The sequence below is a fragment of the Actinomycetospora sp. 2LY8.5 genome, from assembly GCF_057180585.1.
On the sequence record NZ_JBXUHE010000001.1, the window covers coordinates 41,168 to 66,822 of the forward strand.

The following is a 25,655-nucleotide window of genomic DNA, read 5'->3' on the forward strand; positions in this document are numbered from 1 at the left end:
ATGACCGGTCCCGCTCAGCCCTTGGGGGTCTGCTTGCGCGGATCGACGAACGGCTTCTCGACGACGACGGCGTCGCGCACGTCGACCACACGGGTCGAGCTCCGCTGCGCTCCGTCTCCCGGCAGATGGGTCGAGCTCCGCTGCGCTCCGTCTCCCGGCAGATGGGTCGAGCTCCGCTGCGCTCCGTCTCCCGGCAGATGGGTCGAGCTCCGCTGCGCTCCGTCTCCCGGGCCGGTGATGACCTGCAGCGTCGTCCCCAGCGGCGTGGACGGCGTCGCGACCATCGCGAGTCCGATGTTGCGCTCGAGCCGCGGCGACCAGCAGGCGCTCGTCACCGTGCCGACGAACTCGCCCTCCTCGTTGCGGACCGTGAACGGTTCGATCATGGAGCCGTCGTTGAACGTGCCCAGCCGCGAGCCGCCGATCTCGACGCCGACCAACGACCGCGTCGGCCCGCGCGCCTTGGCGCGGATCAGCGCGTCCTTGCCGACGAAGTCGGCCTCCTGGTCCAGGTCGACCATCCACGTGTAGTCGTAGCCGACCTCGAGCGGGTTGGTGTCGAGCGTGATGTCGCAGCCGTAGGCGAGCATGCCGCCCTCGATGCGCCGCATGTGGCACGGGCCGATCGGGCGCATCCCGTGCGGGCGCCCCGCCTCCCACACCCGGTCCCAGAGCCTGCCCGCCTGGCGGACGGCGTCGCGCAGGTAGATCTCGTAGCCGATCTCGGCGCTGTAGCCGGTGCGGCTGACGACGACCTCCATGCCGTCGATCACGGCGTGGCGCAGGTGGTAGTACGGCATCCCGGCGACGTCGGAGCCGAACAGCTCGGTGACGACGGCCTTGGCCTTCGGCCCCTGGACCTGCACCGGGGCGACGTCGATCTCGCGGACCTGGACGTCCCAGCCGCCGGCGTGGGCCAGGCCGGTGGCCCACAGCCCGACGTCGGAGTCGGCGAGCGAGAGCCAGAAGCGGTCCTCCTCGACGCGCAACAGCACCGGGTCGTTGATGATCCCACCGTCGGGTGCGGTGACGAACACGTACTTGCACTGACCGACGGCGCACCTGTTCAGGTCGCGGGGCACCAGCATGTTGGTGAACGCGAACGCGTCGGGCCCGACGATCTCGACCTGGCGCTCGACGCCGACGTCCCAGAGGGTCACGTCCTCGAGCAGCGCCCAGTACTCCGCGAGCGGGTCGCCGTAGTGGCGCGGGTGGTACGTGTGGTTGTAGACGCTGTACATCGCCACGCCGTGCGCCCGCGACTTCCAGAAGTAGGGCGACTTCCGCAGTCGGGGGTAGAGCAGGATCCCCGGGTTCGTCACCGTCGTCGACGACGGCTCCGGCACGAGCTCCACCGCCGCCCGCGTGGGCAGAACGTCCGTCATCAGCACCTCACCTCGTCGTGCATCCGGCGACCCCGAGCCGGTGTTCGGACGGTGGTTGCGAGGAGTGCAACCGGTTTCCCTTGGCGCAACTACGATGCGACCGTGACCGAGATCACGTCAAGGGGTCCGACGCGACGAACCGGCTACGGCCGCAGGAGTCCGTCCGGTTCACGCCGTGTGTGCACCCGGTAGCCGACCGAGAGGGTCAGGCCGGGTGTGCCGTCGATCGCCTTCTGCGCGACGCCCGGGGTGAACTCGATCCGCAGGACGTCGGCGAGCGTCGTGCGGTCGGCGAAGCGCCACAGGGTGTCGACGCGGCGCACCGCGAAGCCCTGCCCGGCGAAGAAGCGCTCGGCGGCACCCGGGTCGTAGCGCGGGGCCGAGGCACGCATCCAGGAGCCGTAGGAATGGCGGGTGGCGTCGAGGTCGACGACCACGAGCACGCCGCCCGGTCGCAGCACCCGCGAGGCCTCCGTCAGCCCGGGCTCGCAGCCGGGCCCGAAGAAGTACGCGGTGCGGGCGTGCACGACGTCGGCGGAGTCGTCGGGCAGCGGGAGGGCCGCGGCGCTCCCCTGCTCGGCACGGCACCCGGGCAGGCCGTCGATCCGCTCGCGGGCGCGGGCGACCAGCGGCGCGTGGGGCTCGACGCCGACCACGGTGCGAGCGCGTTCGGCGAACCGCGGCAGGTGGAAGCCGTCGCCGCACCCGACGTCCACGACGTCCACGCCGTCGTGCGGGGCGAGCTCGGCGACGGTGTCCCACAGCGCGCCGGTGGCGTCCTGCGCCTCGTTCTCGCGCTCGTAGACCTCGGGCCAGCGCCAGATGTTGGGGGACTCGATGACGTCACGGGAGGCGGAGCGATCAGACGAGCACGCCGAGAGGGGAGCTCGACCCGTCGACTCGTCCCTGAACCTGGTCACGTGGGGACGGGCACCAGGACCAGGAGCAGCAGCCAGGCCATCGGTGCCGACGTGACCAGCGAGTCGAGGCGCTCCATCAGCCCGCCGTGGCCGGGGATGGTGTTGCCCATGTCCTTGATGCCGAGGTCGCGCTTGATGAGGGACTCGACGAGGTCGCCGGTGACGGCCGTGGCCACCAGCAGCGGGCCGACGATCAGGCCGTACCACCAGTGGTCGTCGAGCAGGAGCGCGACGCACAGGCAGGCGCCCGTCGAGCCGGCGAGGAGCGACCCGGCCAGGCCCTCCCACGACTTCTTGGGGCTGACCTTCGGCGCCATCGGGTGCTTGCCGAACAGCGCGCCCAGCGCGTAGCCGCCGGTGTCGGAGCAGATGACGACGATGAGGAACGTCAGCACGCGCGCGGTGCCGTCGGCGGGGACGACGAGCATCGTCCCGAACGCCATGCACAGCGGCACCCAGCACAGCACCAGCATCGAGGCGCCGACGTCGCGCACGAAGCCGGCCGCGCCGAGCCGCATGCGCCACAGGAAGCAGCCGAGCACCGTGACCAGCAGGGCACCCAGGATGCCCTCGGTGCCGAACGGCCAGGCCAGCCAGATCATCGCCTGGCCGCCGACCAGCACGGGGACGCGGGACAGGCGGATGCCGGCGCCGCGGTGCAGGGCGCCGAACAGCTCCCAGGTGCCGATCACCGCCGAGATCGCGACGATCCCGATCCACGCCTGCCGCGCCGTCAGCAGCGCGACCAGGATGACCGCGCCCATCGCGAGGCCGACGCCGATCGCGACGGGCAGGTTGCGCCCGGCGCGGGAGGTCCTGGGCTTCGACTCCTCCGCCGCGGGGGCCCCGGTCCGCTCCGGGGTCATCCCCGGGGCCGTCTCCGGGGTCGCCGGGCGCCCGGCTGCTGGAGCCGGACGCCGGGGCCGCGATGCGGAGGAGGGCATGGTGACCTCAGACCTCGAGGAGCTCGGCTTCCTTGTTCTTGACGAGCTCGTCGACCTGGGCGACGTACTTCGCCGTGACGGTCTCGAGCTCCTTCCCCGCTCGGCCGGTCTCGTCTTCGCCCGCCTCGCCGTCCTTGACGATGCGCTGGAGCTCGGTCATGGCGCTGCGGCGCACGCTGCGGATGGACACCTTGGCGTCCTCGCCCTTGCTGCGCGCCACCTTGACCATGTCCTTGCGGCGCTCCTCGGAGAGCTGCGGGAACACGACGCGGATGATCTGGCCGTCGTTGCTGGGGTTGACGCCGAGGTCGGAGTCGCGGATCGCGCGCTCCATGCTGCCCAGCTGGCTGGCGTCGTAGGGCTTGATGACGGCCATGCGGGCCTCGGGGACCTGCACCGACGCGAGCTGGTTGAGCGGCGTCCAGGCGCCGTAGTACTCGACGTTGATGCGGTTGAACATCGCCGGGCTGGCGCGGCCGGTGCGGACGCCGCCGAGGTCCTCCTTGGCGACGCTGACCGCCTTCTCCATCTTCTCCTCGGCGTCGAGGAGCGTCTCGTCGATCATGTGTCGCCTCTCCTCAGGGGCCGGAGGGTGTGTGGACCAGCGTGCCGATCCTCTCACCCCGCACCGCGCGTGCGATGTTCCCGTCGACCAGCAGGTTGAACACCATGATCGGCATGTTGTTGTCCATGCAGAGGCTGAACGCGGTCGCGTCCGCGACCTTGAGCCCCTTCTCCAGCACCTCGCGGTGGGAGATCTCGTGGAACATCGTCGCCGTGGGGTCGAGCTTGGGGTCGGCGGTGTAGACCCCGTCAACGCCCTTGGCGAGCAGCACGATCTCGCACTCGATCTCCAGCGCGCGCTGCGCGGCGGTCGTGTCGGTGGAGAAGTAGGGCATGCCCACCCCGGCGCCGAAGATGACCACGCGGCCCTTCTCGAGGTGGCGCATGGCCCGGCGCGGGATGTACGACTCGGCGACCTGGCCCATGGTGATCGCGGTCTGCACCCGGGTGTCGATGTGGTGCTCGCGCTCGAGGAAGTCCTGGAGGGCCAGGCAGTTCATGACCGTGCCGAGCATGCCCATGTAGTCCGCGCGCTGGCGCTGCATGCCGTAGCGGTGCAGCTCCTCGCCGCGGAAGAAGTTGCCGCCGCCGATGACGACGGCGATCTCGATGCCGGAGGCCACGACGTCGGCGATCTGGCGGGCGACGGTCTGCACGACGACCGGGTCGACGCCGACCCCGCCGCCGCCGAACATCTCGCCACCGAGCTTGAGCAGGACCCGGCGATGACCGGAACGGGCCTCGGGGCCGGCGTCCGACACGGTCTGGGGACTGGCCACGCGCTCTCCTCCCACCGACGGGGACGTGCAGGGCAGGGCGTAGGGGCGAGCGTGGGGGGGGGGGCCGGGCGCGTGCCCGGCCCCGCCCCGCGCATCTCAGGGCTGGCCGACCTCGAAGCGCGCGAAGGTGCGGACGGTGACGCCCGCCTCCTCCAGCACCTTGCCGACCGTCTTCTTGTCCACCGACACCGATTCCTGCTCGAGCAGGACGGTGTCCTTGTAGTAGCCGCCCAGGCGACCCTCGACGATCTTCTCGAGGATCTTCTCGGGCTTGCCCTCCTCGCGGGCGGTGGCCTCGGCGATGCGCTTCTCGTTCTCCACCACGTCCGCGGGGACCTCGTCGCGGGTGGTGTAGAGCGGACGCGCGGCCGCGACCTGCATGGCCGCCCCGCGGGCGCCCTCGGCCGCCTCGTCGCCGTCGCCGGTGTAGGCGACGACGACGCCGATGGCCGGCGGCAGGTCCGAGGACCGGCGGTGCAGGTAGGTCGCGGTCGGGCCGTCGAGCAGCGCGACGCGGCGCAGCTCGAGCTTCTCGCCGATGCGCGCCGAGAGCTCCTGGACCTTGTCCTCGACCGTGCCCTCACCGAGCGAGGCGGCCTTGAGGGACTCGAGGTCCTTGGTGCCGCTCGACAGGGCCACCCCGAGGATGTCCTCGGCGAGCTGGACGAAGTCGGCGTTCTTGGCGACGAAGTCGGTCTCGGAGTTGAGCTCGATCATCGCGCCGTCCCGGGCGGCCACCACGCCGTTGGCGGTGGTGCGGCCGGCCCGCTTGCCGACGTCCTTCGCACCCTTGATGCGCAGGGCCTCGACGGCCTTGTCCATGTCGCCCTCGTTCTCCTCGAGGGCCTTCTTGCAGTCCATCATCCCGGACCCGGTGAGGTCCCGGAGTGCCTTCACGTCCGCAGCGGTGTAGTTCGCCATGGTGCGGCTCTCGTCCGTCCTCTTGTCTTGCGGCTCTGTGGGGGTCAGCTCTGCGGGGTGCCGTTGACCTGACCGGCCTCGGGCGCCGCCGCGATGGCGTTGTCGTCGCTCTCGGAGTTCGCGTCGACGGTGCCGCCGGTGCGCTCGGGGCGGCTGACCGGCGTGGTGTCGTCGCCGATCGCGTTGGTCGTCTCCTCGGCCTCCGGCGTGGCGACCGGTGCGTCGCCGGGCGCGTCCGTCGCGGAGCTGGTGCTGCCCTGCTCCAGGCCGGTCGGCGCGCTGGCGCCGTCACCACCCTGGGCCATGAGCTCCTGCTCCCACTCGGCCAGCGGCTCGTCCTCGCCGCGCTCGCCGCCGCCGTCGCGCTGGCCGCGGGCCTGCAGCCCGTCGGCGCACGCCTGGGCGACCACCCGGGTCAGCAGCGCCGCCGAACGGATGGCGTCGTCGTTGCCCGGGATCGGGTAGTCGACCTCGTCCGGGTCGCAGTTGGTGTCGAGGATGGCGACGACCGGGATGTTGAGCTTCCGGGCCTCGCCGACCGCGATGTGCTCCTTCTTGGTGTCGACCACCCACACCGCGCTCGGCACACGGCCCATGTCGCGGATACCGCCGAGCGTCTTCTCGAGCTTGTCGTGCTCGCGGGTGAGCATGAGGATCTCCTTCTTGGTGCGACCCTCGAACCCCCCGCTCTGCTCCATGGCCTCCAGCTCCTTGAGGCGCTGGAGGCGCTTGTGCACGGTGGTGAAGTTGGTGAGCATGCCGCCCAGCCAGCGCTGGTTCACGAACGGCATGCCGACGCGACGCGCCTGCTCGTCGATGGCCTCCTGGGCCTGCTTCTTCGTGCCGACGAAGAGCACCGTGCCGCCGTGGGCGACGGTCTGCTTGACGAACTCGTAGGCGCGATCGACGTAGGACAGCGTCTGCTGCAGGTCGATGATGTAGATGCCGTTGCGCTCGGTGAAGATGAAGCGGCGCATCTTGGGGTTCCAGCGGCGGGTCTGGTGACCGAAGTGGACACCGGAGTCCAGCAGCTGGCGCATCGTGACGACGGCCATGCGGTGGAACTACCTCTCTCAGCGGCCCGGTGCTCGTGACCAGGCCTGGCGGTTGTCGCGACGGTCCCGGTCGGGCCGCCGCCCTGGTGCCCTCGTGGCCGATCCGGAACCCGCTGACGCGGGACCGCCCGGATGCGGCTCTGGCAGCGCTGCACGTGGCGACGCTTGAGAGGGCACGCGAAGTCGGCCCGTTGCCCCCCGCGCGGACGCGGAGACGACGGACCGCTGGTCACGAGTGTACCCGCGAGCCCTCCCCCACCTCCCCGCGGGCGCCGATGGAGCCGCGGGGGCGCCGGCTGCGTCCAAGTCCGTGTGAAACGTTGTCTCCTCGCCCTCGTCGCCCTCGCTCTGGTGCTGGCCGCGCCGGCCCGGGCCGCGCCCGCACCACCGCCGGTCGTGCCGGCCGGCGCCTTCGGGTGGCCGCTGGCCGGGGTGGACGGCCGCGGCGCCCCGGCGTCGTCCGGCACCCCGGGTGCGGTGACGCGGCTGTTCGACCCGCCGCCGCACTACTACGGCCGCGGGCACCGGGGCGCCGACGTGGCGGGCCGGCCCGGGCTGGCGGTGATCGCCGCGGGCGACGGCGTGGTGGTGTTCGCCGGGCGGGTGGCCGGGCGCGGGGTGGTCTCGGTGGAGCACGCCGGCGGCCTGCGCACGACCTACGAGCCGGTGGCGGTCACGGTCGCCCCGGGCGCGGCGGTCCGGCGCGGCGACGCCCTGGGCGCCCTGGAACCCGGGCACCGTGGCTGTCCCGCCGCCGCCTGCCTGCACTGGGGCCTGCGGCGACCGTCGGCCGACCGCTCCGCCGGCGCGCTCGAGTACCTCGACCCGCTCCTGCTGCTCGGACTCGGCCGGGTGCGGCTGCTGCCGACCGACCCGTGAGCGTCAGGCGTGCTGCAGCTCGGCGAGCCGGGCGCGCAGGCGCATCACCGCGCGGGTGTGCAGCTGGCAGACCCGCGACTCGGTGACCCCGAGGACCCGCCCGATCTCGGCGAGGGTCAGGTTCTCGAAGTAGTAGAGACCGACCACGGTGCGGTCCCGCTCGGCGAGCTGCCCGACCGCCTCGGCGAGCAGGCGGCGGGTCTCCCGGTCCTCCATGGCCGAGAGCGGGTCCTCGGCGCCGGTGTCGGGCAGCGACTCGGCCAGCGACGGCGCCGTCGCCCCGTCCACCGAGCCGCCGCCGCGTCCGGCCGCGACGAGTTCGTCGAGCGCGGCGACGCTGGTCATCGCGATCTGCCCGAACGTCGAGCGGAGGTCCTCGGTCGAGGTCTCCAGCTCGGCGGCGAGCTCGGAGTCGCTGCACGAGCGCTGCTCGCGGCCTTCGAGGCGCTCGATGGCCCGCTCGATCTCGCGGGCGCGGGACCGCACCGAGCGCGGCACCCAGTCCTGGGAGCGCAGCTCGTCGAGGATCGCGCCGCGGATGCGCTGCATCGCGTAGACCTCGAACTTCCGGCCGCGGTCCGGCTCGAAGCGCTCGATGGCGTCGACGAGACCGAAGATCCCGCACTGGATGAGGTCGGCGACGTCCACGTGGGCGGGCAGACCCGTGCCCACGCGGCCGGCGACGTACTTGACCAGCGGCGCGTAGTGCAGCACCAGCCGGTCCTTGGTCGACTTGCGCGGGTCGTCGGCGTACGCGGCCCAGAGCTCGGCGATACCGGCCTCGACCATCGCCTCCTCGTCCGCGCCGCCCGGCGTCGCGCCGCCGAGCGTCGCCGGGAGCACGTGCTCGGCCGGTGCGGGGCCCTGGTCGCGCGACCCGTCGGCCGGGGCCGGCACCGGCGCCAGGGCCGTCGCGCCGTCGGTGTCCGGGCCCGGCGGCCGGCCACGCTCGGGAGCCCGTCGGCGCGGGGTGCGCGCGGCCGCCCCGGCGGCGCGCACGGCGGCGTCGGAGTCGGACCCGGGCAGGGCGGGCAGCGGTCCGGTCCGCGGTCCGGTCCGCGGTCCGTCCTGGGAGCCGGTCTGCGGTCCGTTCTGAGAGCCGGTCCGCGGCGCGTCGGCGGACATCGTGCCCGCCGCGGCGCCGCTCCACCCCTCAGGCACGAGGGTGGGCGGTGTCGTGGACGGCCCGCAGCCGCTCGGCGGACACGTGCGTGTACAGCTGTGTCGTGGCCGGGGACGCGTGCCCCAGCAACTCCTGGACGCTCCTCAAGTCCGCTCCCCCCTCGAGCAGGTGTGTCGCCGCCGAGTGCCGGAGCCCGTGCGGCGCGATGTCGGGTGCCCCCGGGACGGCACCGGCGGCGTCGTGCACGACCCGGCGCGCGATGCGCTGGTCGAGCCGGCCGCCGCGGGCCCCGAGCAGGAGCGCCGGTGGTGACGTCGGGACGGCGAGCGCCGGGCGCCCCTCCCGGCGCCAGGCGTCGAGCGCGGTGGCCGCCGGGGCGCCGTAGACGACGGTGCGCTCCTTGCCGCCCTTGCCGAGCACCCGCAGCGTGCGGCGGCCGTCGTCGACGTCGTCGACGTCCAGCCCGCACAGCTCCGCGACCCGGACACCGGTCGCGTAGAGCAGCTCCAGCAGCAGGTGGTCGCGCAGCGCGACGGGATCGCCCTCCGCGGCCCCCGAGGCCGCCGCCTGCAGGGCCGCGGCCGCCTGGTCGGCGCGCAGCACCTCCGGCAGCCGCCGGTGGGCCCGCGGCGAGGCGAGCCGGGCGCCCACGTCCGTGGCCGCGCGTCCGGTGCGGGCGGCCCAGGCGGTGAACGTGCGGGCCGCCGCCGCTCGACGCGCGAGCGTCGTGCGGCTCGCGCCCCGGGCCCGGACGGCGGCGAGCCAGGCGCGCAGGCCGGCGAGGTCGAGCGTGCCGAGGTCGAGCGGCGCGTCCTCGTCCTCGTCGTTCTCGTCGTTCTCGTTGCCTGCGCGCAGGTGGCCGAGCAGGGAGGTCACGTCACCGAGGTAGGCGCGGACCGTGTGCGGCGAGAGCGCCCGCTCGTAGCGCAGGTGCGCCTCGAAGGCCGCGAGGTGCGCGGAACTGCTGCCGGACCCGCTCCCCCGCCGCGGCGCCGGCACGGCCGCGGCCGCGGCCGCCGGGTCGTCCGCGGTGCGCGCCGGCGATCGGTCGTCCGCAACATGACACGCAGCGTCCGGGGCGGTCGGTTCTCCCGGCCGCTCCCCGCCCGACGCCCCCGCTCCACCCGACGCGGCGAACGCGGAGCGTGACGACGTGACCGGGTCGAAGGGGAACTCACGAGAGGCCCCTCGACCGGGTGACCGCGACGGCGCGGGCAGCCGTCGAGGTGCGTCGTCGGAAGAGAACGTGCCGGTCATCGCCGTGAAGACTCCCGAGCCGAGCGCTCACGGTCAAGCACCGCCGCACCGCGTTCGGTGACCGTCGGCCACGGTCGGGGAGCGGTTCCACTCGTCGCGCTCTGCAACCGTTCGTCGCGCTGTGCCTGTTCACCCGGGTCGGCGACGCCACCGCCCAGCGTCCTCCACGACGAGCCCGCGGGCCTCGAGATCCCTCAAGTGGGTGTCCGCCTCCGCGAAGTCGACCCCGGCGTCGTGGGCCAGACGTACCGCTGTGCGCGCCGCGTGGAGGGGTAGCGCCTCACGCACACGCACGGCCCCGGGGTCAAGACCGTCCGTCGGACGCGTGGGGGTACACGGTGGAGGGGCGAGGCCGTCCCCCACTGGACTCACCTCCTCGACGACGTGCTCCACCCGGCCGACGACCGACACCTCCGGCCGGCGCGCGAGCTCGTGACACCCCAGCGACATCGCCGACGTGACCGGGCCGGGCACCACCATCACCGCGCGCCCCAGCGCGCCCGCCACGAGTGCGGTCCGCAGGGCGCCCGACCGGACCGCCGCCTCGACCACCAGCGTCCCCGCCGTGAGCGCCGCGATGATCCGGTTCCGCACGAGGAACCGGTGGCGCGCGGGCGTGGCCCCGGGCGGGTACTCGGTGAGCACCAGCCCGCGCCGGCTGATGTGGTCGAGCAGCGTCGCGTGCTTCGGCGGGTAGGTGCGGTCGATCCCGCAGGCGAGCACCGCCACCGTGTCGCCCCCGACCGCCAGCGCCCCGCGGTGGGCCGCGCCGTCGATCCCCAGCGCGGCGCCCGACACCACGGTGGCGCCCCGGTCGGCGAGCTCCGCGGACCAGTCACGCGCGACCCACAGGCCGTACTCGCTCGCAGCCCGCGCGCCGACGACGGCGACCCAGCCGGACGGCCCGGCGTCGAGGCGCCGCGGGCCCCGGGCCCACAGCGCCAGCGGCTCGGCCGGGCCGTCGCGGGCCGCGGGTCCGTCGAGCCCCGGCGCCCCGTCCGGTCCCGCCACGACGCCGAGCCCGGCGAGCGCCGCGGCGGGCCACTCCGGGTCCTCGGGCACGATCAGCCGCCCGCCCCGGGCGGCGAGCAGCGCGAGGTCGGCCTCCGCCCGGTCGGTGCCCCGCCGCGCCGAGGTCTCCCGGGCGACCGCGGGCGGCAGCGCGCCCGGCCCGTCGGTGACCCCGTCGCGGATCCGCCGGGCGGCGACGACGGGCCCGATCTCGTCGACGAAGGCGGCCAGGGCCACCGCGGGCGGCTCGGCGACCCGCGAGAGGTACGCCCGAGCGAGCAGCACCTCCGGATCGACCGCCAGGGCGTCCCCGCGCGGGGTGCTCACGCCACCTCCTCGCCGTGTGCCCCGGGCCCACCGCCGGACCCGCCCGCGCCGACGAAGCCCTTGAACCCGACGGCCTCCTCGATGTCGGGCAGCTCGGGGCCCGGCGCGCCGCGGAGGTCCGCCACCGTCCACGCGACCCGCAGGGCACGGTCGACGCCGCGTGCGGTCATCGTCCCCGAGCGCAGCTGGCGCTCGAGGAGCTCGGTGGCCGTCCGGGGCAGGCGCCCGCGCCGGCGCAGCTCGGGACCAGGGACCTCGGCGTTGGTGCGCCATCCGGCGTCGCGCCACCGCTCGCGCGCCGCCGCCCTGGCCGCGAGCACCCGGGTCCGCACCGACGCCGTGGTCTCGGGCGCCTCCTCGAGCACCGGGGCCGAGACGCCGTCCCACGACAGGGCCTCGACCGCCTGCAGCGTGACCTGCAGGTCGACGCGGTCGAGCATCGGACCGGACAGGCGCTGGGTGTAGCGGCGCTTCTCGAGGCTCGAGCACGTGCAGTCGGTCGGCTTGGGCGGCGCGCACGGACACGGGTTCGCGGCCATCACCAGCTGGAACCGCGCCGGGTAGCGCACCGCCCCGTCGGTGCGGGCCAGCCGGACCTCCCCCTCCTCCAGCGGCGTGCGCAGCATCTCCAGCACGTGCGGACCGAACTCGTAGATCTCGTCGAGGAAGAGCACGCCCCGGTGCGCCAGCGACGCCGCGCCCGGGCGGGCCAGCCCGCTGCCGCCGCCGATCAGGGCCGCCGAGGACACCGAGTGGTGCGGGGCCACGAACGGCGGCGTCGCCGGGAGCGCCTCCTGCGGGTCGAGCGCGCCCGCCAGCGACCGGACCGTCGCCACCTGCAGCGCCGAGTCGAGGTCGAGGTCGGGCAGCAGGCCGGTCATCCGGCGTGCCAGCATCGTCTTGCCCGACCCCGGCGGGCCCACCATCAGCAGGTGGTGTCCGCCGGCCGCGGCCACCTCCACCGCGCGACGGGCGGCGAGCTGCCCCACGACGTCGGCGAGGTCCTCGCGGGGACCGCCGCCCTGTAGGCGTACCCCGCCGCGCACCGGGAGCAGGCGCCCGCGGTCGCCCCGCAGCCAGGCCAGCACGTCGGAGAGGTGCTCGGCGCCGAGCACCTCGAGCCCCTCGACCAGGCCCGCCTCCACCGCGGCCGCCGCCGGCACCACGACCTGCGCCACCCCGAGCCGCCGGGCGGCCAGGAGCGCCGGCAGCACGCCGCGGACCCCGCGCACCCGCCCGTCGAGGGCCAGCTCGCCGAGGAGCACCACGCCGCGCAGCGCCGCCAGCGGCACCGCCCGCGCCGCCGCGAGCACCGAACACGCGAGCGCGAGGTCGTACCCGCTCCCCTGCTTGTGCAGCGTCGCCGGGGAGAGGGCGAGCGTGATGCGCCGGGCCGGCCAGGTCTCCCCGGAGTTGACGACCGCGGCCCGCACCCGGTCGCGCGACTCCGCGAGCGCCGCGTCCGGGAGCCCCACCAGCGACACGGCGGGCAGGCCCTGGCCGATGTCGGCCTCGATCTCGACGACCTCCCCGTCGACCCCGCGCAGCCCGATCGACCACGCGCACGCGAGCGCCACGTCAGAACGCCCCCTCGTAGTGCTCGACCTGCGGGGACGCTCCGGGGGGCACGAGCACGGCGAGCACGTCGAACCGCACCTCGTCGAAGCCCGACCCACCGGTGGTGTGGCGCTCGGCGAGCCAGCGCTGCGCGAGCCGCCGGATGCGGGCCGCCTTCACTCGCGTCACGGCCTCGGCGGGCGGTCCGAACCCGGTGCCCGAGCGCGTCTTCACCTCGGCGACGACGAGCACGCCGCCGTCGACGGCCACGAGATCCAGTTCGCCCTCGCGACAGCGCCAATTGCGGTCGAGCACCGTCAGTCCGCGGGCCGCGAGGTGCTCGGCGGCCACGTCCTCGCCGCGGCGCCCCAGGGTCCGTCGGTCGTCGGGTGGCGGCTCGCCGGTGACGGCGCGCGTGGTGGTCATGACCCGGCCCCCTCGTCCTCGCCGGGCGGTCCGGCGGTGGGATCGAGCGTGGCGGGCGCGGGGCGGCGAGCGTCAGTGCCGCTTCGGCGCCTGGGGACAACCGGGCGGGGTGGGGACGGACCGGCGTCGTGGTGGGCCCGCTATCGGGCCGGATGGAGCAGCGTCAGCCGCTGAAGGGGCCTTCGTCGAGGCGGAGGTCGGGCTTCTCCAGCTCCTCGACGTTGACGTCCTTGAACGTCACGACGCGCACGTTCTTGACGAAGCGGGCCGGCCGGTACATGTCCCAGACCCAGGCGTCGGCCATGGTGACCTCGAAGTAGACCTCGCCGTCGGCGTTGCGCACGGCCACGTCCACCGAGTTGGCCAGGTAGAACCGGCGCTCGGTCTCCACGACGTAGGAGAACTGCGAGACGATGTCGCGGTACTCGCGGTAGAGCGAGAGCTCCATGTCGGTCTCGTACTTCTCGAGATCCTCCGCGCTCATCGCGCCTCTCCCCCCATGTCCTCGGGCTCGTCGAACACCGCGTCTTCGAGCGCCACGAGCTCGTCGGCCTCCCCGCTCTCGGCGGACACGTCGTGGACGGTCACCGGACCATTGTGGCGCACGCCCGCCGGGAGTCCGTCCGGGCTCCGGCCCCGTGCGGCGGCGGCCACGTTGACGAAGCTGTAGCGGTGGTCCGCGCTCGGACCGTGCTCGGTGAGCGCTGCGTTGTGCGTCGGTGTGCAGTAGCCCTTGTGGAGGTCGAACCGGTACTCCGGATGCCGGTCGTGCAGCGCGGTCATCAACCGGTCACGCGTGACCTTCGCGAGCACCGACGCGGCGGCCACGCAGGCCGCCGCCAGGTCGCCCTTGGGCACGGCGAGCGAGGGCACGCCGAAGCCGGTGACCGGGAATCCGTCGGTGAGCACGTAGCCGGGGCGCACGTCGAGGCGCGCCACGGCCCGGCGCATGCCGTCGATGTTCGCGATGTGCACCCCCCGGCGGTCGACCTCCGGGGGGTCGACGAGGACGACGCGCCAGTCGAGCGCCCGCCGCTGGATGAGCCGGGCGAAGCGCTCGCGCTCCTCGAGGGTGAGCAGCTTGGAGTCGGTGAGGCCCTCGAACCGCTTGGCGTCGCCGGGCCGCAGGATGCAGGCCGCCACGGCGAGCGGGCCCGCGCACGCACCGCGTCCGGCCTCGTCGACCCCGACCACCGGTCCGAGGCCGTGGCGCTCGAGGGCCGACTGCAGCGCCCAGCTCTCGGTGCTGCGCCGCACGATCGCCCGCGGCGGCTGGACGCCCGTGCGCGGCGGCAGCGGCGTGCGGCGACGGGCGGGCCCCCGCCCGGTGCGGCCGGCGCCGCGCCGCCGGCCCGCGTCGTAGCCGGAGTCGGAGGTCGAGCTCCGCTCCGCTGCGTCTCCCGCGGTCACCGGCCGGGATCGGGGGACGGAGGAGCGGAGGTCCAGCCGCCCTGCGACGTCCACCGGCTGCGCAGCCGCCGGGTGACCACGACGAGCGGGACGGCACCCAGCACACCGGCCGCGAGCGGCGCCCCGGACGTCCACACGGGAGCACCGAGCGCGGACGGGCGGGCCTGCGGGTCGGTGTCGGGCACGCCGCCCCACCGGCCGACCGGCAGCACGATGACCCGGGCCTTGCCGATGACGTCGGTGACACCGATCGGGCCGTGCACGCGGGCGTCGGCCGAGTTGTTGCGGTTGTCGCCCATCACCCACAGCTGGCCCTCGGGCACACGCACCGGCGCGAAGTCCGCCTGGGTGCGACCGAGGTTGGGCTGGTAGTAGATGTAGGGCTCGTCGAGCGGCTGGCCGTCCACCGTGACGCGGTTCTGCGGGTCGCAGCACGCGACGGTCTGGCCGCCGGTGGCGATGACGCGCTTGACGAAGTCCTTCTCGTTGGGCGGCGCGAGCCCGACCAGCGACAGCCCGCTCTGCAGGCCGCGGACCAGCACGTTCCCGGACGGCTGCTCGCCGGCGACCTCGCCGTTGTCCCCCCACGTCGGCGGCCCGCGGAAGACGACGACGTCACCGGGCGAGGGGTCGGAGAACCGGTAGGTGAGCTTGTCGACGGCGACGCGGTCGTTGGCGCAGCCGTGGCAGCCGTGGAGCGTCTGCTCCATCGACGCCGACGGGATGACGTAGATCCGGGCGAGGAACGTCTGGATGACGAAGGTCAGGACGACCGCGACGACGATGAGCAGCGGGAGCTCGCGCCAGAACGATCCCTTCTTCTTCTGCTTGCCGCCCTTGCGCCCGCCCTTGTCGCCGCCGTGACGTCCGGAGCGGCCGACCTCCTCGGCCTCGTCGACGGCCTCGTCGTCACGTCCCGGCCCGGTGCCGGCGCGGCGGTGGCGCCCCGGTCCGACCCCGGCGCCGCCGGTGAGCGCCGTGGTGGTCGCCGTCGTCGACGACGAGGGCGTGTCCTCGCGGCGTCGCGGGGCCCGCGAGGCGAACCCGTCGGCCCCGGCCAGGCTGCTGTCGGCGGCGCTCGGCGCCGCCTCGGTGCCCGCCCCACCACCGGCGGCCGCCGCGGTCGGACCCGAGGTGGGTCCCGAGGTGGGTCCCGGTGTCCGCCCCGGCGGCGGCCCGGGCGGGGCCGGGGGCGGGGGCGGGGAGACGGGACGACCGGCGTGACCGGCGTGACCGGCGTGACCGTTGCCCTGTTGCGGACCGTACGGGGGCGGGCCCCCGGGCGCACCCTGTGGCGCACTCTGTGGGGCGGACGGGGCGGGCGCGGACGGGGCGGGCGCGGACGGGGCGGGCGGGAAATGCGCCGGTCCGGGCCGGTCCGGCGGGGCCTGGGCCGGCGCGGACGGCCGTCCTGTGCCCCACTCCGACCCCCACGGGCCTCCGGGCGGCGCGGTGGAGCCGGAGGGAGCCGGATGGCCGCGGCCGAGGGTGTCGGACGGTCCCGGCGCCGACCGGCCGTTCATGCCGATCGCGGGGTCACCGTAGGCGTTCCCGTACCCGTTCCCGGTGGCCCCGTGGCCGTCGCCCGCGTGGCCGGGCTCCGGGGCCGACGACCGGCCGTTGGCCGGGACGTCGTCGTCGCCGGACGGGAGCCCGTCGCCGTGGTCGGCACGGTGCCCGTTCCCCCGGCCGTTCCCCCGCCCGTTCCCCTGAGCGTCGCCGTAGCCCGGGACCTCGCCGTACGCCGCGTCGCCGCCCCCGGGACGGTCGGATCCGCTCCAGCCCGACGAGCCGTAGGGTGCCGCTGCGGCCGGTCCGGGGCCGGGGACGTCGCCGTAGGGATCGACCGCGGAATCGTCGTCGTCCCGCGCGTGGGCGTGACGTCCGGACGCGTCCGTACGCGTCGTCTCGCCGCCCGTTCCGTGGACGCGGAACGGGGGCCCGCCTGGCTCCTGGGGACGCACGCGCTACAGGTTAGGAGACCGGGTCACGTCGGCTCAGGACGCCGGCGTGGTCTCGCGCTTCTCGCGGATCTTCGCGGCCTTGCCCCGACGCTCACGGAGGTAGTACAGCTTCGCGCGACGGACGTCACCGCGCGTGACGACCTCGATCTCCGCGATGTTGGGCGAGTGGACCGGGAACGTGCGCTCCACCCCGACGCCGAAGGAGACCTTGCGGACGGTGAACGTCTCGCGCAGGCCACCTCCGTGCCGGCGGATCACGACACCCTGGAAGACCTGTACACGAGAGCGTGAACCCTCGATTACCCGGACGTGCACCTTCACGGTGTCCCCGGCACGGAAGTCGGGGATGTCGGAGCGCAGCGACTTGGCGTCGAGCTCGTCCAGGGCGTTCATCGTCAGCGTCCTCGCGGTCTCACGGCCCCGGTGCCAGGGCCCGCCGAAGGGGCGGCCTGGGCTGCCGAGGAGAAACGGTTCTCGGGCGCGGCGCGGCGTTCACCGACCCTGATCGGGCCGTGCGCCGTCCGCGGCAACCTCCCCAGTCTGCCATGCCGCCGGTCGCGCCCCGTGGAGCGGGTCGTACCCGCACGCGACCAGCACCTCGCGGTCGCGGGCGTCGAAGGCGTCGGCGCCGTACCGCGCGAGCAGCGCGTCGAGCAGGTCGGGGCGCAGGGCGGCGGTGCGCTCGAGCGAGCGGTCGCGGCGCCACCGGTCGACGAGGGCGTGGTTGCCGCCGCGCAGGACGTCGGGCACGTCGAGGTCCCGCCAGGTCTCGGGGCGCGTGTAGGCCGGGGCCTCCAACAAGCCGTCGGAGAAGCTGTCCAGCTCCGCCGACGCCGGGTTGCCCAGCACGCCCGGGACGAGCCGGGACACGGCCTCGACGACCACCAGGGCGGCGACCTCCCCGCCCGCGAGCACGTAGTCGCCGAGCGAGACCTCCTCGACGGGCATCCGCCGGCGGGCGTCGGACAGCACACGGGCGTCGATGCCCTCGTAGCGTCCGCAGGCGAGCACGAGCCACGGCTCGCGCGCCCATCCCGCCACGCGCTCCTGGGTCAGCGGCGCGCCGGCCGGGGTGGGGACGAGCAGGCGGGGCACGGCGTCCCCCGAGCCGGCCACCTCGTCGAGTGCCGCACCCCACACCGGTGCGGTCATCAGCATCCCGGGGCCGCCGCCGTAGGGCGAGTCGTCGACCGCCTTGTGCACGCCGGACGCCCAACCGCGCAGGTCGTGGACGCGGACGTCGAGCAGGCCGGCCCGCCGCGCCCGGCCGACGATGGCCTCGTCGAGCGGGGCGAGGTAACCCGGGAAGATCGTGACGACGTCGATGCGCATCGGGCACGATCCTGCCCTGCCCGGACGAGACCGCACGCGCAGAGGAGGTGGCGAGGGGTGGAGCAGTTCCTGTCCTACCCGCAGGAGTGGCGCCTGCTCGCGCCGCTCGGGCTGGCGGTGGTGCTGTGCACGCTCATCGGCCTCGAGCGCGAGCTCGCGGCGAAGAGCGCCGGCCTCCGGACGCACACGCTCGTCGGCGTGGGCTCGGCGGCGTTCATGCTGATCTCGAAGTACGGGTTCAACGACCTGCTCTCCTCCCCCGACATCGCGCTGGACCCCTCGCGCGTCGCGGCCCAGATCGTGTCCGGCATCGGGTTCATCGGCGGCGGGCTGATCTTCGTGCGCCGCGACGCCGTCCGCGGGCTCACGACCGCGGCGACGGTCTGGACCGCGGCGGCGGTGGGGACGGCGTGCGGTGCGGGCCTACCGTTGCTCGCCATCGGCGGCACCGCCGTGCACTACCTCGTGACGCGGGGCTATCGCCCGCTCGCCCGCCGGGTCACGCGCTCGTCGACGGTGCCGCGCGACGTCAACCTCTCCTACGCCGACGGGCGCGGGGTGCTGCGCGCGGTCATTTCGGTCTGCACCGAGCGCGGCTTCGCGGTGGCCGGCATGCACGTCGACCGCGAGGACGCGACCGACGCCGTCGAGGGGACCCAGCGCGTGGCCTCGGTGACGCTCTCGCTCACCGGCCGCGGGTCGCTCGCACCCCTGTCCGGCGAGCTCTCGGAACTGCCCGGGGTGCTCGCCGTGGGGGTGCCCGCCGAGGAGGACTGACCACCCGCAGCCAGATCGAGTGAGCCGGCGAGCCCGCGGGCCACCGCCGGCCGCTGCCGCTGGCCCCCGGGGAGGTCCCGCCCGCCCTGGGGGTCGACGACCTCCGGCTGATTCTCCCACCGCACTCAGTCGGCGGGGTCGAGCAGCCCGTCCGGGGGGTCGAGCACCAGCCGGCCGCCCGCGACGTCGACCTCGGTGACGATCGCGGCCACGAACGGCACCAGCAGCTCGCCGCCGGCCGTGCGGTCGACCGCGAGCAGCTCCCCACCCGCGCCGTGCAGGACCGCGGTGACCGTGCCGACGGCCGTGCCGTCACCGAGGACCACCGCCAGTCCCTCGAGCTGGTGATCGTGGAACTCGTCGGGGTCGTCGGGCGCCCCGGCGAGCGCCGGCGCGGTCAGTTCCGCCGTGCGCAGGGCCTCGGCCGCGTCGCGGTCGCCGACCTCCTCGACGGTGACGAGCAGGCGGTCGGCGTGCCGGCGCGCCCCGACGATCGTGAGCGACGAGACCCGTGACGCGCGCGAGCCCCGCACCGCCAGCACCGCGCCCGGCGCGAACCGGACCTCGACGTTGTCGGTACGGGGCTCGACGACGAGCTCTCCGCGCAGGCCGTGGGCCTTGACGACCCGGCCGACGACGCGCTCGTCGGGAGAGGTCACCTCAGCGGTCGGTGTCGACCACGTCGACACGCACGCCACGACCGCCGATACCGCCCACGACCGTGCGCAGGGCGGTGGCCGTGCGGCCGTTGCGGCCGATCACCTTCCCGAGGTCGTCGGGGTGGACCCGGACCTCGAGGGTGCGGCCGCGCCGGTTGGTGACGAGGTCGACCGCCACCTCGTCGGGGTGGGCGACGATGCCGCGCACGAGGTGCTCGAGCGCCTCGGCGAGCTCGCTCACTCGGCGGAGCCGGTGACCTTGGCCAGCTCCTCGTTGAAGCGGGCCTGCTTGTCGACCTTCTCCGGCTGCGGCTGGAGCTTGCCCTCGGCGCCGGGGAGGCCCTTGAACTTCTGCCAGTCGCCGGTGACCTTGAGCAGGCCGTGGACCGGCTCGGTCGGGATGGCGCCGACGCCCAGCCAGTACTGCGCGCGCTCCGAGTCGATCTTGATGACGCTCGGCTGGCTCTTCGGGTGGTACTCGCCGATCGTCTCGATGACGCGGCCGTCGCGGCGGTTCTTCGCGTCGGCGATGACGACCCGGTAGTGCGGCTCGCGAATCTTGCCGATGCGAGCGAGCTTGATCTTGACTGCCACTGCTGGGGTACTCCTCGGTCGGTGTGTTCGGGGCCGCCCTGCCGAGGAGGACCTCCGGGGCGGCGTGCCCGCTCGTGCGCGGTCGCGGCCCACCCTCGAGGAGCACGGCCACGACAGCTCGTCGATTGTGCCAGACGGCCCCCTATCGACGTGCTCCCCCCGACGCGAACGGCGCGAGGGCGATACCGGCGTCACGCAGGGCGTCCGCGACCCGCCGGGCCGCCGTCACGGCCCCCGGGGTGTCGCCGTGCAGGCAGAGCGACGCGGCCTCGGTGGGGATCTCGGTGCCGTCGACGGCGACGATGACGCCGTCGGTGGCCAGGCGGCGGGCGCGCTCGACGACGGCGTCCGCGTCGGGCAGCAGCGCGCCGGGCTCGCGGCGGGGCACCAGGGTGCCCTCGGGGGTGTAGCCGCGGTCGCCGAACGCCTCGGCGTACGTGGTCAGGCCCTCCTCGGCGGCGCGGGCGAGGAACCGCGAGCCCGGCAGCCCGAGCACCGGCAAACCGGTGTGCTGCGCGGCCGCGACCACGGCGCGGGCCTGCGCGTCGTGGTGCACGACCGTGTTGTAGAGCGCGCCGTGCGGCTTGAGGTAGGCGATCTCCCCGCCGGCCGCGCGCGTGAACTCCCGCAGCGCACCGACCTGGTAGACGAGGTCGGCGGTGAGCTCGGCGGGGTCCACGTCGACGAACCGCCTGCCGAAGCCCGCGAGGTCGCGGTAGGACACCTGCGCTCCGACCGCCACGCCGCGCCCGACCGCCGCCGCGGCGACCCGCTGCATGGTCAGCGGATCGCCCGCATGGAAACCGCACGCCACGTTCGCGGACGTGATCACCTCGAGCAGCGCGTCGTCGTCGGTCAGCGACCAGATGCCGAAGCCCTCGGCGAGGTCGGCGTTGAGGTCGAGGGGCGGGGTGCTCACAGGGGCCACCCTAGGAGTCCCCATCTTGACCTCGAGTGCACTCCAGGGCGCAGTCTGTACGAGTGAGTGATCCGCGGCCCCCGATGGTCGAGACCGCCGAACACGTCGAGCACGCGGAACAGGGCCCTCCGGTCCGCGTCGGCCTGCTGCTCGGGGTGCTGCTGGTCGCGGTGGCCGTGGCGGTGCTCGCCAACAGCATGGTGCTCGTCCTGGTCCCCGAGATCGGCCGGGACTACGCCGCCTCCCCCGGCGGCCTGGCGTGGGTCGTCACCGCGTTCTCGCTGAGCTTCGCGGTCGCCACGCCCCTCTACGGACGGATCGCGGACGTCTTCGGCGTGCGCCGGGTGTTCGCCGCCGGGATCGCGATCTTCCTGGTCGGCTCGGTGCTCGCGGGGCTGGCGCCGAGCATCGGCGTCCACCTCGTCGGGCGGGTGCTGCAGGGCCTCGGGAGCGCCGCGGTGCCCTCGCTCGGCTCGGTCGCGGTGGCGCGGTCGCTGCCGCCGGGCCGGCGGGGGTTCGGCTTCGGGATCGTCGGTACGGGCGTCGGCGCCGGTCAGGCGCTGGGCCCGCCGCTCGCCGGGTTCGTCGCCGAGCTCGCCGGGTGGCGCTGGCCGTTCATCGGGGCCGCTCTGCTGGTCGCGCCGCTGCTCGTCATCGCGCCGCGCGTGCTCCCCGACGGCCGGCAGAGCGCCGACCCGTCGTGGCGCCGGGTCGACCTCGTGGGCGGTGCGCTGCTCGGCGGCGCCGTGGGCCTGGGGCTCTTCGGCCTCACGCGCGCGCAGCAGGTCGGCGTCCTCGCGCCGTCGACGTGGGGCGCGGTGCTCCTCGCGGCGGTCCTCGCGGGCGGGTTCGCGCTGCGGATCCGGCGCACCCCGCGGCCGTTCGTGCCGCCGTCCCTGCTCGCCCACGGCCCGTTCCTCACCGCCGTCGCGGTCGGGTTCCTCGCGATGTTCTGCTACCTCGGCACGATCCTGCTCGTGCCGCTGCTCGTCGCGAACGTCAACGGGCTGGGCGTCGGCCACGTGGGCCTGGTGCTGCTGCCCGGCGCACTCGCGGTCGCCGCCCTGTCGTCGCCGGCGGGCCGGCTCTCGGACCGCCTCGGCCCGCGCCGGCTCGTCGGGATCGGCCTGACGCTGCTGCTCGTGGCCGTCGCGACGCTGTCGACCGCGGCCGGCGGATCGGCGGTGCTGCTGTCCGGGGTGACGTTCGTGGTCGGGCTCGGGCTCGCGTCGATCACCTCGCCGCTGATCAACGCCGTGGCCGCCGCGGTCCCTGCCGAGCACGCCGGGGTCGGCCTCGGCATCTACCAGGGCGCGTTCTTCCTCGGCGGCGGGACGGGCGCGGCGGTGCTCGGGACGGTGCTCGCGGCCCGCACGGCCGGCGGTGCCGGCTCGTGGAACCCGTTGCACGACGGCGCGGGCGCCGCGTTCTCCGACGCGCTGCTGGTGATCGCCGTCGTGCTCGTCGCGGCGATCGCGCTGTCGCGGCGACTGCCCGCGCGCACCTAGAAGAGCGAGGGACTCCTTCGCCGCGTCCCACGCAGCCGGGACGCCCCTCGCTCCGCTCGGGTCAGCGCAGCGACGTCCCCGCCCGCAGCACCAGCGTCGGCGCGCGCAGGACGTTCGGGTCCGCGCGCGGGTCGTCGGTGGCGACGACCAGGTCCGCCGGCGCGCCGTCGACGATCCCGGGACGGCCCAGCCACGTGCGCGCGTCGCCGCACGCCGCCGCGAACGCCCGCGCCGGCCCCAGCCCGACCTCGGACAGGGCCACGATCTCGTCGACGATCTGCCCGTGCCCGACGCCGCCCCCGGCGTCGGTGCCCGCGAACACCGGCACGCCGGCCTCGATCGCGGCGGCGATCCGGCCCGGCGCGCGCTGGTAGAGGTCGCGCATGTGGGCGCCGTAGCGAGGGAACTTCTCGCCCGCCGCGTCGGCGAAGCCCGGGAAGTTCTCGACGTTGATCATCGTCGGGACCAGCACCGTGCCCCGCTCGACCATCATCGCGATCGTGTCGTCGGTGAGCCCGGTGCCGTGCTCGATGCCGTCGATGCCGGCACCGATGAGCCCCGGCAGCGCGTCCTCGCCGAAGACGTGGGCGGTGACCCGCGCGCCCTCGGCGTGCGCGGCGTCGATCGCCGCCCGCAGGACGTCCTCGGGCCACAGGGGCGCGAGGTCGCCCACCTCGCGCTCGATCCAGTCGCCGACGAGCTTCACCCAGGGGTTCGCCCGCGCGGTCTCGGCGACCGCAGCGGGGAGCTCGTCGGGCTCGACGTCGATCGGCAGCCCGCGGATGTAGCGCTTGGGACGGGCGAGGTGGCGCCCGGCGCGGAGGATCTCCGGCATCCGCGGGTCGTCGTCGAGCGGGCTCGTGTCGATCGGGGACCCGCAGTCGCGCAGCAGCAGGGCCCCGGAGGCGGCGTCGACGTGGCCCTGCGCGCGGGCCTCCTCCAGCTCGACCGGGCCGTCGGTGCCGATGCCGACGTGGCAGTGCGCGTCGACCAGGCCGGGGAGGATCCAGATGCCGTCGGTGACGGTCTCGGCATCCGGGACCGGGTCGAGGCTGATACGCCCCTCCGCGGTGACCCACAGCTCGCCGGCCCGCTCCCCCTCCGCCGTGCCGTCGAGGACGACGCCGCGCAGGTGCAGCGGGGATGCCAGGGGAAGCGACGACATGCCGGGGAGGGTAACGAGGCCGGGCCTCTTGCCACCGGTCGACGCAACGGCGGCCGGCCGATGACGTGAGACCGTCGGCCTACGCTGCGCTCTCGTGACCCCCGCCCGCGTCGAGGACGTGCACGCGCTCGCCACGGCGATGCCGCACGTCACCGCCCTCCAGGGACCGAAGGGCAACACGGTCTACCAGGTCGGCGGGAAGTCGTTCGTGTTCTTCCGGACGCCCCAGCCGGACGCGCGTGACCCGGAGACCGGCGAGAAGTACCCCGACGTGATCATGTTCTGGGTCGAGTCCGAGGAGGACAAGGACGCGCTCGTGCACGACGCGTCGACGCCGTTCTTCACCACACCGCGCTTCGACGGGCACCTGTCGGTGCTGCTGCGCGCGACGCACCTCGAGCGACTCTCCCGCGAGGAGCTCGCCGAGATCGTGCAGGACGCGTGGCTGTCGCGGGCCTCGAACCGCCGCCGGGAGCGTTGGCTCGCCGAGCAGGCACCCTGACTACTTGCGCTTCTTCTTGTTGCCCTTCTTGCCGCCGCCGCCGTTGCCGCGCCCGCCGCCACCGCCGCTGTTGCCGGGGAAGGTCAGCGAGCCCGGGTCGAAGCCCGCGGGCAGCTCGTTCATGCCCGCCAGCGCCGGTGGGAGCTGGTTGAGGCCCGGGGTCTGGTAGCTGCCGACCGAACGCTCGGTGCTGTCGCGCTGTCCGGCGCTCTCCTGGGCGATGCCCGCGATCGCCGGCATCTGCTTGGGACCCTTCCGGCCCTTGACCGCCGCCTTCGCCGCCTGGCGCTTACCCTTGCGGCCACCGCCCGTGCCCGGCAGGCCGAACTGGCCCGCCATGTTCTTCATCATCTTGCGGGCCTCGAAGAACCGCTCGACCAGCTGGTTCACGTCGCTGACGCCGACACCGGAGCCGTTCGCGATGCGCAGCCGGCGCGACCCGTTGATGATCTTCGGATCAGCACGCTCGGCCGGCGTCATGCCGCGGATGATCGCCTGGACGCGGTCGAGGTGCTTCTCGTCGAGCCCGGAGAGCTGGTCCTTCATCTGGTTCGCGCCGGGCAGCATGCCCAGCACGTTCGCGATCGGGCCCATCTTGCGCACGGCCATCATCTGCTCGAGGAAGTCCTCGAGCGTCAGCTCGCCGGTGCCCATCTTGGCCGCGGCGGCCTCGGCCTGGCCCTCCTCGAAGGCCTGCTCGGCCTGCTCGATGAGGGTGAGGACGTCGCCCATACCGAGGATGCGCGAGGCCATCCGGTCGGGGTGGAAGACGTCGAACTCGTCGAGCTTCTCGCCGTTGGACGCGAAGAGGATCGGCTCGCCGGTGACGTCGCGGACCGACAGCGCGGCGCCGCCGCGGGCGTCGCCGTCGAGCTTGGTCAGCACGACGCCGGAGAAGCCGACGCCGTCGCGGAACGCCTCGGCGGTGGTGACGGCGTCCTGACCGACCATGGCGTCGAGGACGAAGAGGGTCTCGTCGGGCGTCACGGCGTCGCGGATGTCCGCGGCCTGGCGCATCAGCTCCTCGTCGACACCGAGCCGGCCTGCGGTGTCGACGACGAGCACGTCGTACTGGCGACTGCGGGCGTCGCTGACGGCGCGGCGGGCGACGTCGACCGGGTCGCCGACGCCGTTGCCGGGCTCGGGCGCGAACACCTCGACCCCGGCGCGCTCGCCGACGATCTGGAGCTGGTTGACCGCGTTGGGTCGCTGGAGGTCGCAGGCCGCGAGCATCGGGGTGTGGCCCTGGCTCTTGAGCCAGAACGCGAGCTTGCCGGCGAGCGTCGTCTTCCCCGACCCCTGCAGACCGGCGAGCATGATCACCGTCGGCGGGGTCTTCGCGAAGCGCAGGCGACGGGTCTCGCCGCCGAGGATGCCGACGAGCTCCTCGTTGACGATCTTGACGACCTGCTGCGCCGGGTTCAGTGCCTCGGAGACCTCGGCGCCGCGCGCCCGCTCCTTGACCTGCTTGACGAAGGCCCGCACCACGGGCAGGGCGACGTCGGCCTCGAGCAGCGCGATGCGGATCTCGCGACAGGTCGTGTCGATGTCGGTCTCGGAGAGCCGACCCTTCCCGCGCAGGTCGGACAGGACCGACGTGAGACGGTCGGACAGGGCGTCGAACACGGCGCTCGCACTCCTCGAGGTGTCGCTGGCGGCGCAAGGCAGACCCCGGCA

Annotated in this window: 25 protein-coding genes and 2 pseudogenes; 4 read left to right on the forward strand and 23 right to left on the reverse strand. The window is 74.5% G+C overall.

Going from position 1 to position 25,655, the window contains the following annotated elements; translation table 11 throughout:
* Positions 1-14: 14 nt before the first annotated feature.
* The 7 genes and pseudogenes from AC2A1K_RS00200 to rpsB all read right to left on the reverse strand — a co-directional run.
* Positions 15-1,385 carry a glycine cleavage T C-terminal barrel domain-containing protein gene (locus AC2A1K_RS00200; protein ID WP_483894296.1) on the reverse strand — a complete coding sequence of 457 codons (1,371 nt, stop codon included), beginning with the start codon at positions 1,383-1,385 and terminating at the stop codon, positions 15-17.
* A gap of 143 nt (positions 1,386-1,528) precedes the next feature.
* Entirely contained in the window at positions 1,529-2,224 is a 696-nt protein-coding gene (locus AC2A1K_RS00205) for a class I SAM-dependent methyltransferase (protein WP_483894674.1), read from the reverse strand.
* A 77-nt stretch (positions 2,225-2,301) separates the two neighbouring features.
* Positions 2,302-3,171, reverse strand: a complete 870-nt coding sequence (locus AC2A1K_RS00210; RefSeq protein ID WP_483894297.1) for a phosphatidate cytidylyltransferase — start codon at positions 3,169-3,171, stop codon at positions 2,302-2,304.
* A gap of 85 nt (positions 3,172-3,256) precedes the next feature.
* Complete coding sequence (gene frr / locus AC2A1K_RS00215; RefSeq protein ID WP_483894298.1) at positions 3,257-3,814, reverse strand: ribosome recycling factor; 558 nt, start codon at positions 3,812-3,814, stop codon at positions 3,257-3,259.
* 13 nt (positions 3,815-3,827) lie between these two features.
* Complete coding sequence (gene pyrH, locus AC2A1K_RS00220; protein WP_483894675.1) at positions 3,828-4,574, reverse strand: UMP kinase; 747 nt, start codon at positions 4,572-4,574, stop codon at positions 3,828-3,830.
* Between the two features lie 114 nt (positions 4,575-4,688).
* Complete coding sequence (gene tsf, locus AC2A1K_RS00225; protein ID WP_483894299.1) at positions 4,689-5,513, reverse strand: translation elongation factor Ts; 825 nt, start codon at positions 5,511-5,513, stop codon at positions 4,689-4,691.
* A 191-nt stretch (positions 5,514-5,704) separates the two neighbouring features.
* Positions 5,705-6,568, reverse strand: a pseudogene (rpsB, locus tag AC2A1K_RS00230) (30S ribosomal protein S2); the annotation flags it as partial.
* A 312-nt stretch (positions 6,569-6,880) separates the two neighbouring features.
* On the opposite strand from rpsB, the gene AC2A1K_RS00235 reads away from it, so the two are divergent.
* Positions 6,881-7,447 carry a peptidoglycan DD-metalloendopeptidase family protein gene (locus AC2A1K_RS00235; protein WP_483894300.1) on the forward strand — a complete coding sequence of 189 codons (567 nt, stop codon included), beginning with the start codon at positions 6,881-6,883 and terminating at the stop codon, positions 7,445-7,447.
* 3 nt (positions 7,448-7,450) lie between these two features.
* Here the strand turns inward: AC2A1K_RS00235 and AC2A1K_RS00240 are convergent, their stop codons facing one another.
* The 10 genes from AC2A1K_RS00240 to trmD all read right to left on the reverse strand — a co-directional run bounded on the left by AC2A1K_RS00240 (position 7,451) and on the right by trmD (position 17,854).
* Positions 7,451-8,608: a FliA/WhiG family RNA polymerase sigma factor gene (locus tag AC2A1K_RS00240; RefSeq protein WP_483894301.1), complete on the reverse strand. Its 1,158-nt coding sequence runs from the start codon at positions 8,606-8,608 to the stop codon at positions 7,451-7,453.
* Positions 8,601-9,569 (reverse strand): tyrosine-type recombinase/integrase, encoded by a 969-nt coding sequence (locus AC2A1K_RS00245; RefSeq protein ID WP_483894302.1) that lies wholly within the window; start codon positions 9,567-9,569, stop codon positions 8,601-8,603. The genes AC2A1K_RS00240 and AC2A1K_RS00245 overlap by 8 nt, the downstream gene beginning before the upstream one ends.
* Positions 9,570-9,956: 387 nt before the next feature.
* Complete coding sequence (gene dprA / locus AC2A1K_RS00250) at positions 9,957-11,165, reverse strand: DNA-processing protein DprA (RefSeq protein WP_483894303.1); 1,209 nt, start codon at positions 11,163-11,165, stop codon at positions 9,957-9,959.
* Positions 11,162-12,742, reverse strand: coding sequence for a YifB family Mg chelatase-like AAA ATPase (locus tag AC2A1K_RS00255; protein WP_483894304.1), 1,581 nt, complete (start codon positions 12,740-12,742; stop codon positions 11,162-11,164). The genes dprA and AC2A1K_RS00255 overlap by 4 nt, the downstream gene beginning before the upstream one ends.
* A 1-nt stretch (position 12,743) precedes the next feature.
* On the reverse strand, positions 12,744-13,148 hold the full coding sequence (locus AC2A1K_RS00260) for a YraN family protein (protein ID WP_483894305.1): 405 nt from the start codon (positions 13,146-13,148) through the stop codon (positions 12,744-12,746).
* Positions 13,149-13,311: 163 nt separating this feature from the next.
* Entirely contained in the window at positions 13,312-13,632 is a 321-nt protein-coding gene (locus AC2A1K_RS00265) for a DUF2469 domain-containing protein (protein WP_483894306.1), read from the reverse strand.
* Positions 13,629-14,444 (reverse strand): ribonuclease HII, encoded by an 816-nt coding sequence (locus AC2A1K_RS00270; RefSeq protein WP_483894676.1) that lies wholly within the window; start codon positions 14,442-14,444, stop codon positions 13,629-13,631. Before AC2A1K_RS00270 ends, AC2A1K_RS00265 begins: the two co-directional genes overlap by 4 nt.
* A 110-nt stretch (positions 14,445-14,554) precedes the next feature.
* Entirely contained in the window at positions 14,555-15,619 is a 1,065-nt protein-coding gene (lepB, locus tag AC2A1K_RS00275) for a signal peptidase I (RefSeq protein ID WP_483894677.1), read from the reverse strand.
* Between the two features lie 936 nt (positions 15,620-16,555).
* Positions 16,556-16,915: a 50S ribosomal protein L19 gene (rplS, locus tag AC2A1K_RS00280; RefSeq protein ID WP_133824914.1), complete on the reverse strand. Its 360-nt coding sequence runs from the start codon at positions 16,913-16,915 to the stop codon at positions 16,556-16,558.
* 99 nt (positions 16,916-17,014) lie between these two features.
* Positions 17,015-17,854 (reverse strand): tRNA (guanosine(37)-N1)-methyltransferase TrmD, encoded by an 840-nt coding sequence (gene trmD / locus AC2A1K_RS00285; RefSeq protein WP_483894307.1) that lies wholly within the window; start codon positions 17,852-17,854, stop codon positions 17,015-17,017.
* Between the two features lie 57 nt (positions 17,855-17,911).
* Between trmD and AC2A1K_RS00290 the strand changes: the two genes are divergently transcribed.
* Positions 17,912-18,631, forward strand: a complete 720-nt coding sequence (locus AC2A1K_RS00290; RefSeq protein ID WP_483894308.1) for an MgtC/SapB family protein — start codon at positions 17,912-17,914, stop codon at positions 18,629-18,631.
* Positions 18,632-18,756: 125 nt separating this feature from the next.
* On the opposite strand, the gene rimM is transcribed toward AC2A1K_RS00290, so the two are convergent.
* From rimM to AC2A1K_RS00310, 4 genes and pseudogenes are all read right to left on the reverse strand, one after another.
* Positions 18,757-19,290: a ribosome maturation factor RimM gene (gene rimM / locus AC2A1K_RS00295; protein ID WP_483894309.1), complete on the reverse strand. Its 534-nt coding sequence runs from the start codon at positions 19,288-19,290 to the stop codon at positions 18,757-18,759.
* A gap of 1 nt (position 19,291) precedes the next feature.
* Positions 19,292-19,531, reverse strand: a complete 240-nt coding sequence (locus tag AC2A1K_RS00300) for an RNA-binding protein (RefSeq protein ID WP_133824910.1) — start codon at positions 19,529-19,531, stop codon at positions 19,292-19,294.
* Between the two features lie 20 nt (positions 19,532-19,551).
* A pseudogene (gene rpsP / locus AC2A1K_RS00305) lies at positions 19,552-19,884 on the reverse strand (30S ribosomal protein S16); the annotation flags it as partial.
* 142 nt (positions 19,885-20,026) lie between these two features.
* Complete coding sequence (locus AC2A1K_RS00310; protein WP_483894310.1) at positions 20,027-20,827, reverse strand: LamB/YcsF family protein; 801 nt, start codon at positions 20,825-20,827, stop codon at positions 20,027-20,029.
* A 38-nt stretch (positions 20,828-20,865) separates the two neighbouring features.
* Between AC2A1K_RS00310 and AC2A1K_RS00315 the strand changes: the two genes are divergently transcribed.
* Positions 20,866-22,311: an MFS transporter gene (locus AC2A1K_RS00315; RefSeq protein WP_483894311.1), complete on the forward strand. Its 1,446-nt coding sequence runs from the start codon at positions 20,866-20,868 to the stop codon at positions 22,309-22,311.
* Between the two features lie 61 nt (positions 22,312-22,372).
* On the opposite strand, the gene AC2A1K_RS00320 is transcribed toward AC2A1K_RS00315, so the two are convergent.
* The gene (locus tag AC2A1K_RS00320; protein WP_483894312.1) at positions 22,373-23,476 is read right to left on the reverse strand and encodes an amidohydrolase family protein; all 1,104 of its coding nucleotides are present in this window, start codon (positions 23,474-23,476) and stop codon (positions 22,373-22,375) included.
* A 94-nt stretch (positions 23,477-23,570) separates the two neighbouring features.
* Here AC2A1K_RS00320 and AC2A1K_RS00325 point away from each other — a divergent pair, with 94 nt between their 5' ends.
* Complete coding sequence (locus tag AC2A1K_RS00325; RefSeq protein WP_483894313.1) at positions 23,571-23,978, forward strand: MmcQ/YjbR family DNA-binding protein; 408 nt, start codon at positions 23,571-23,573, stop codon at positions 23,976-23,978.
* Here the strand turns inward: AC2A1K_RS00325 and ffh are convergent, their stop codons facing one another.
* Positions 23,979-25,604, reverse strand: a complete 1,626-nt coding sequence (gene ffh, locus AC2A1K_RS00330; protein WP_483894314.1) for a signal recognition particle protein — start codon at positions 25,602-25,604, stop codon at positions 23,979-23,981. It abuts the gene before it with no gap.
* Positions 25,605-25,655 lie beyond the last annotated feature (51 nt).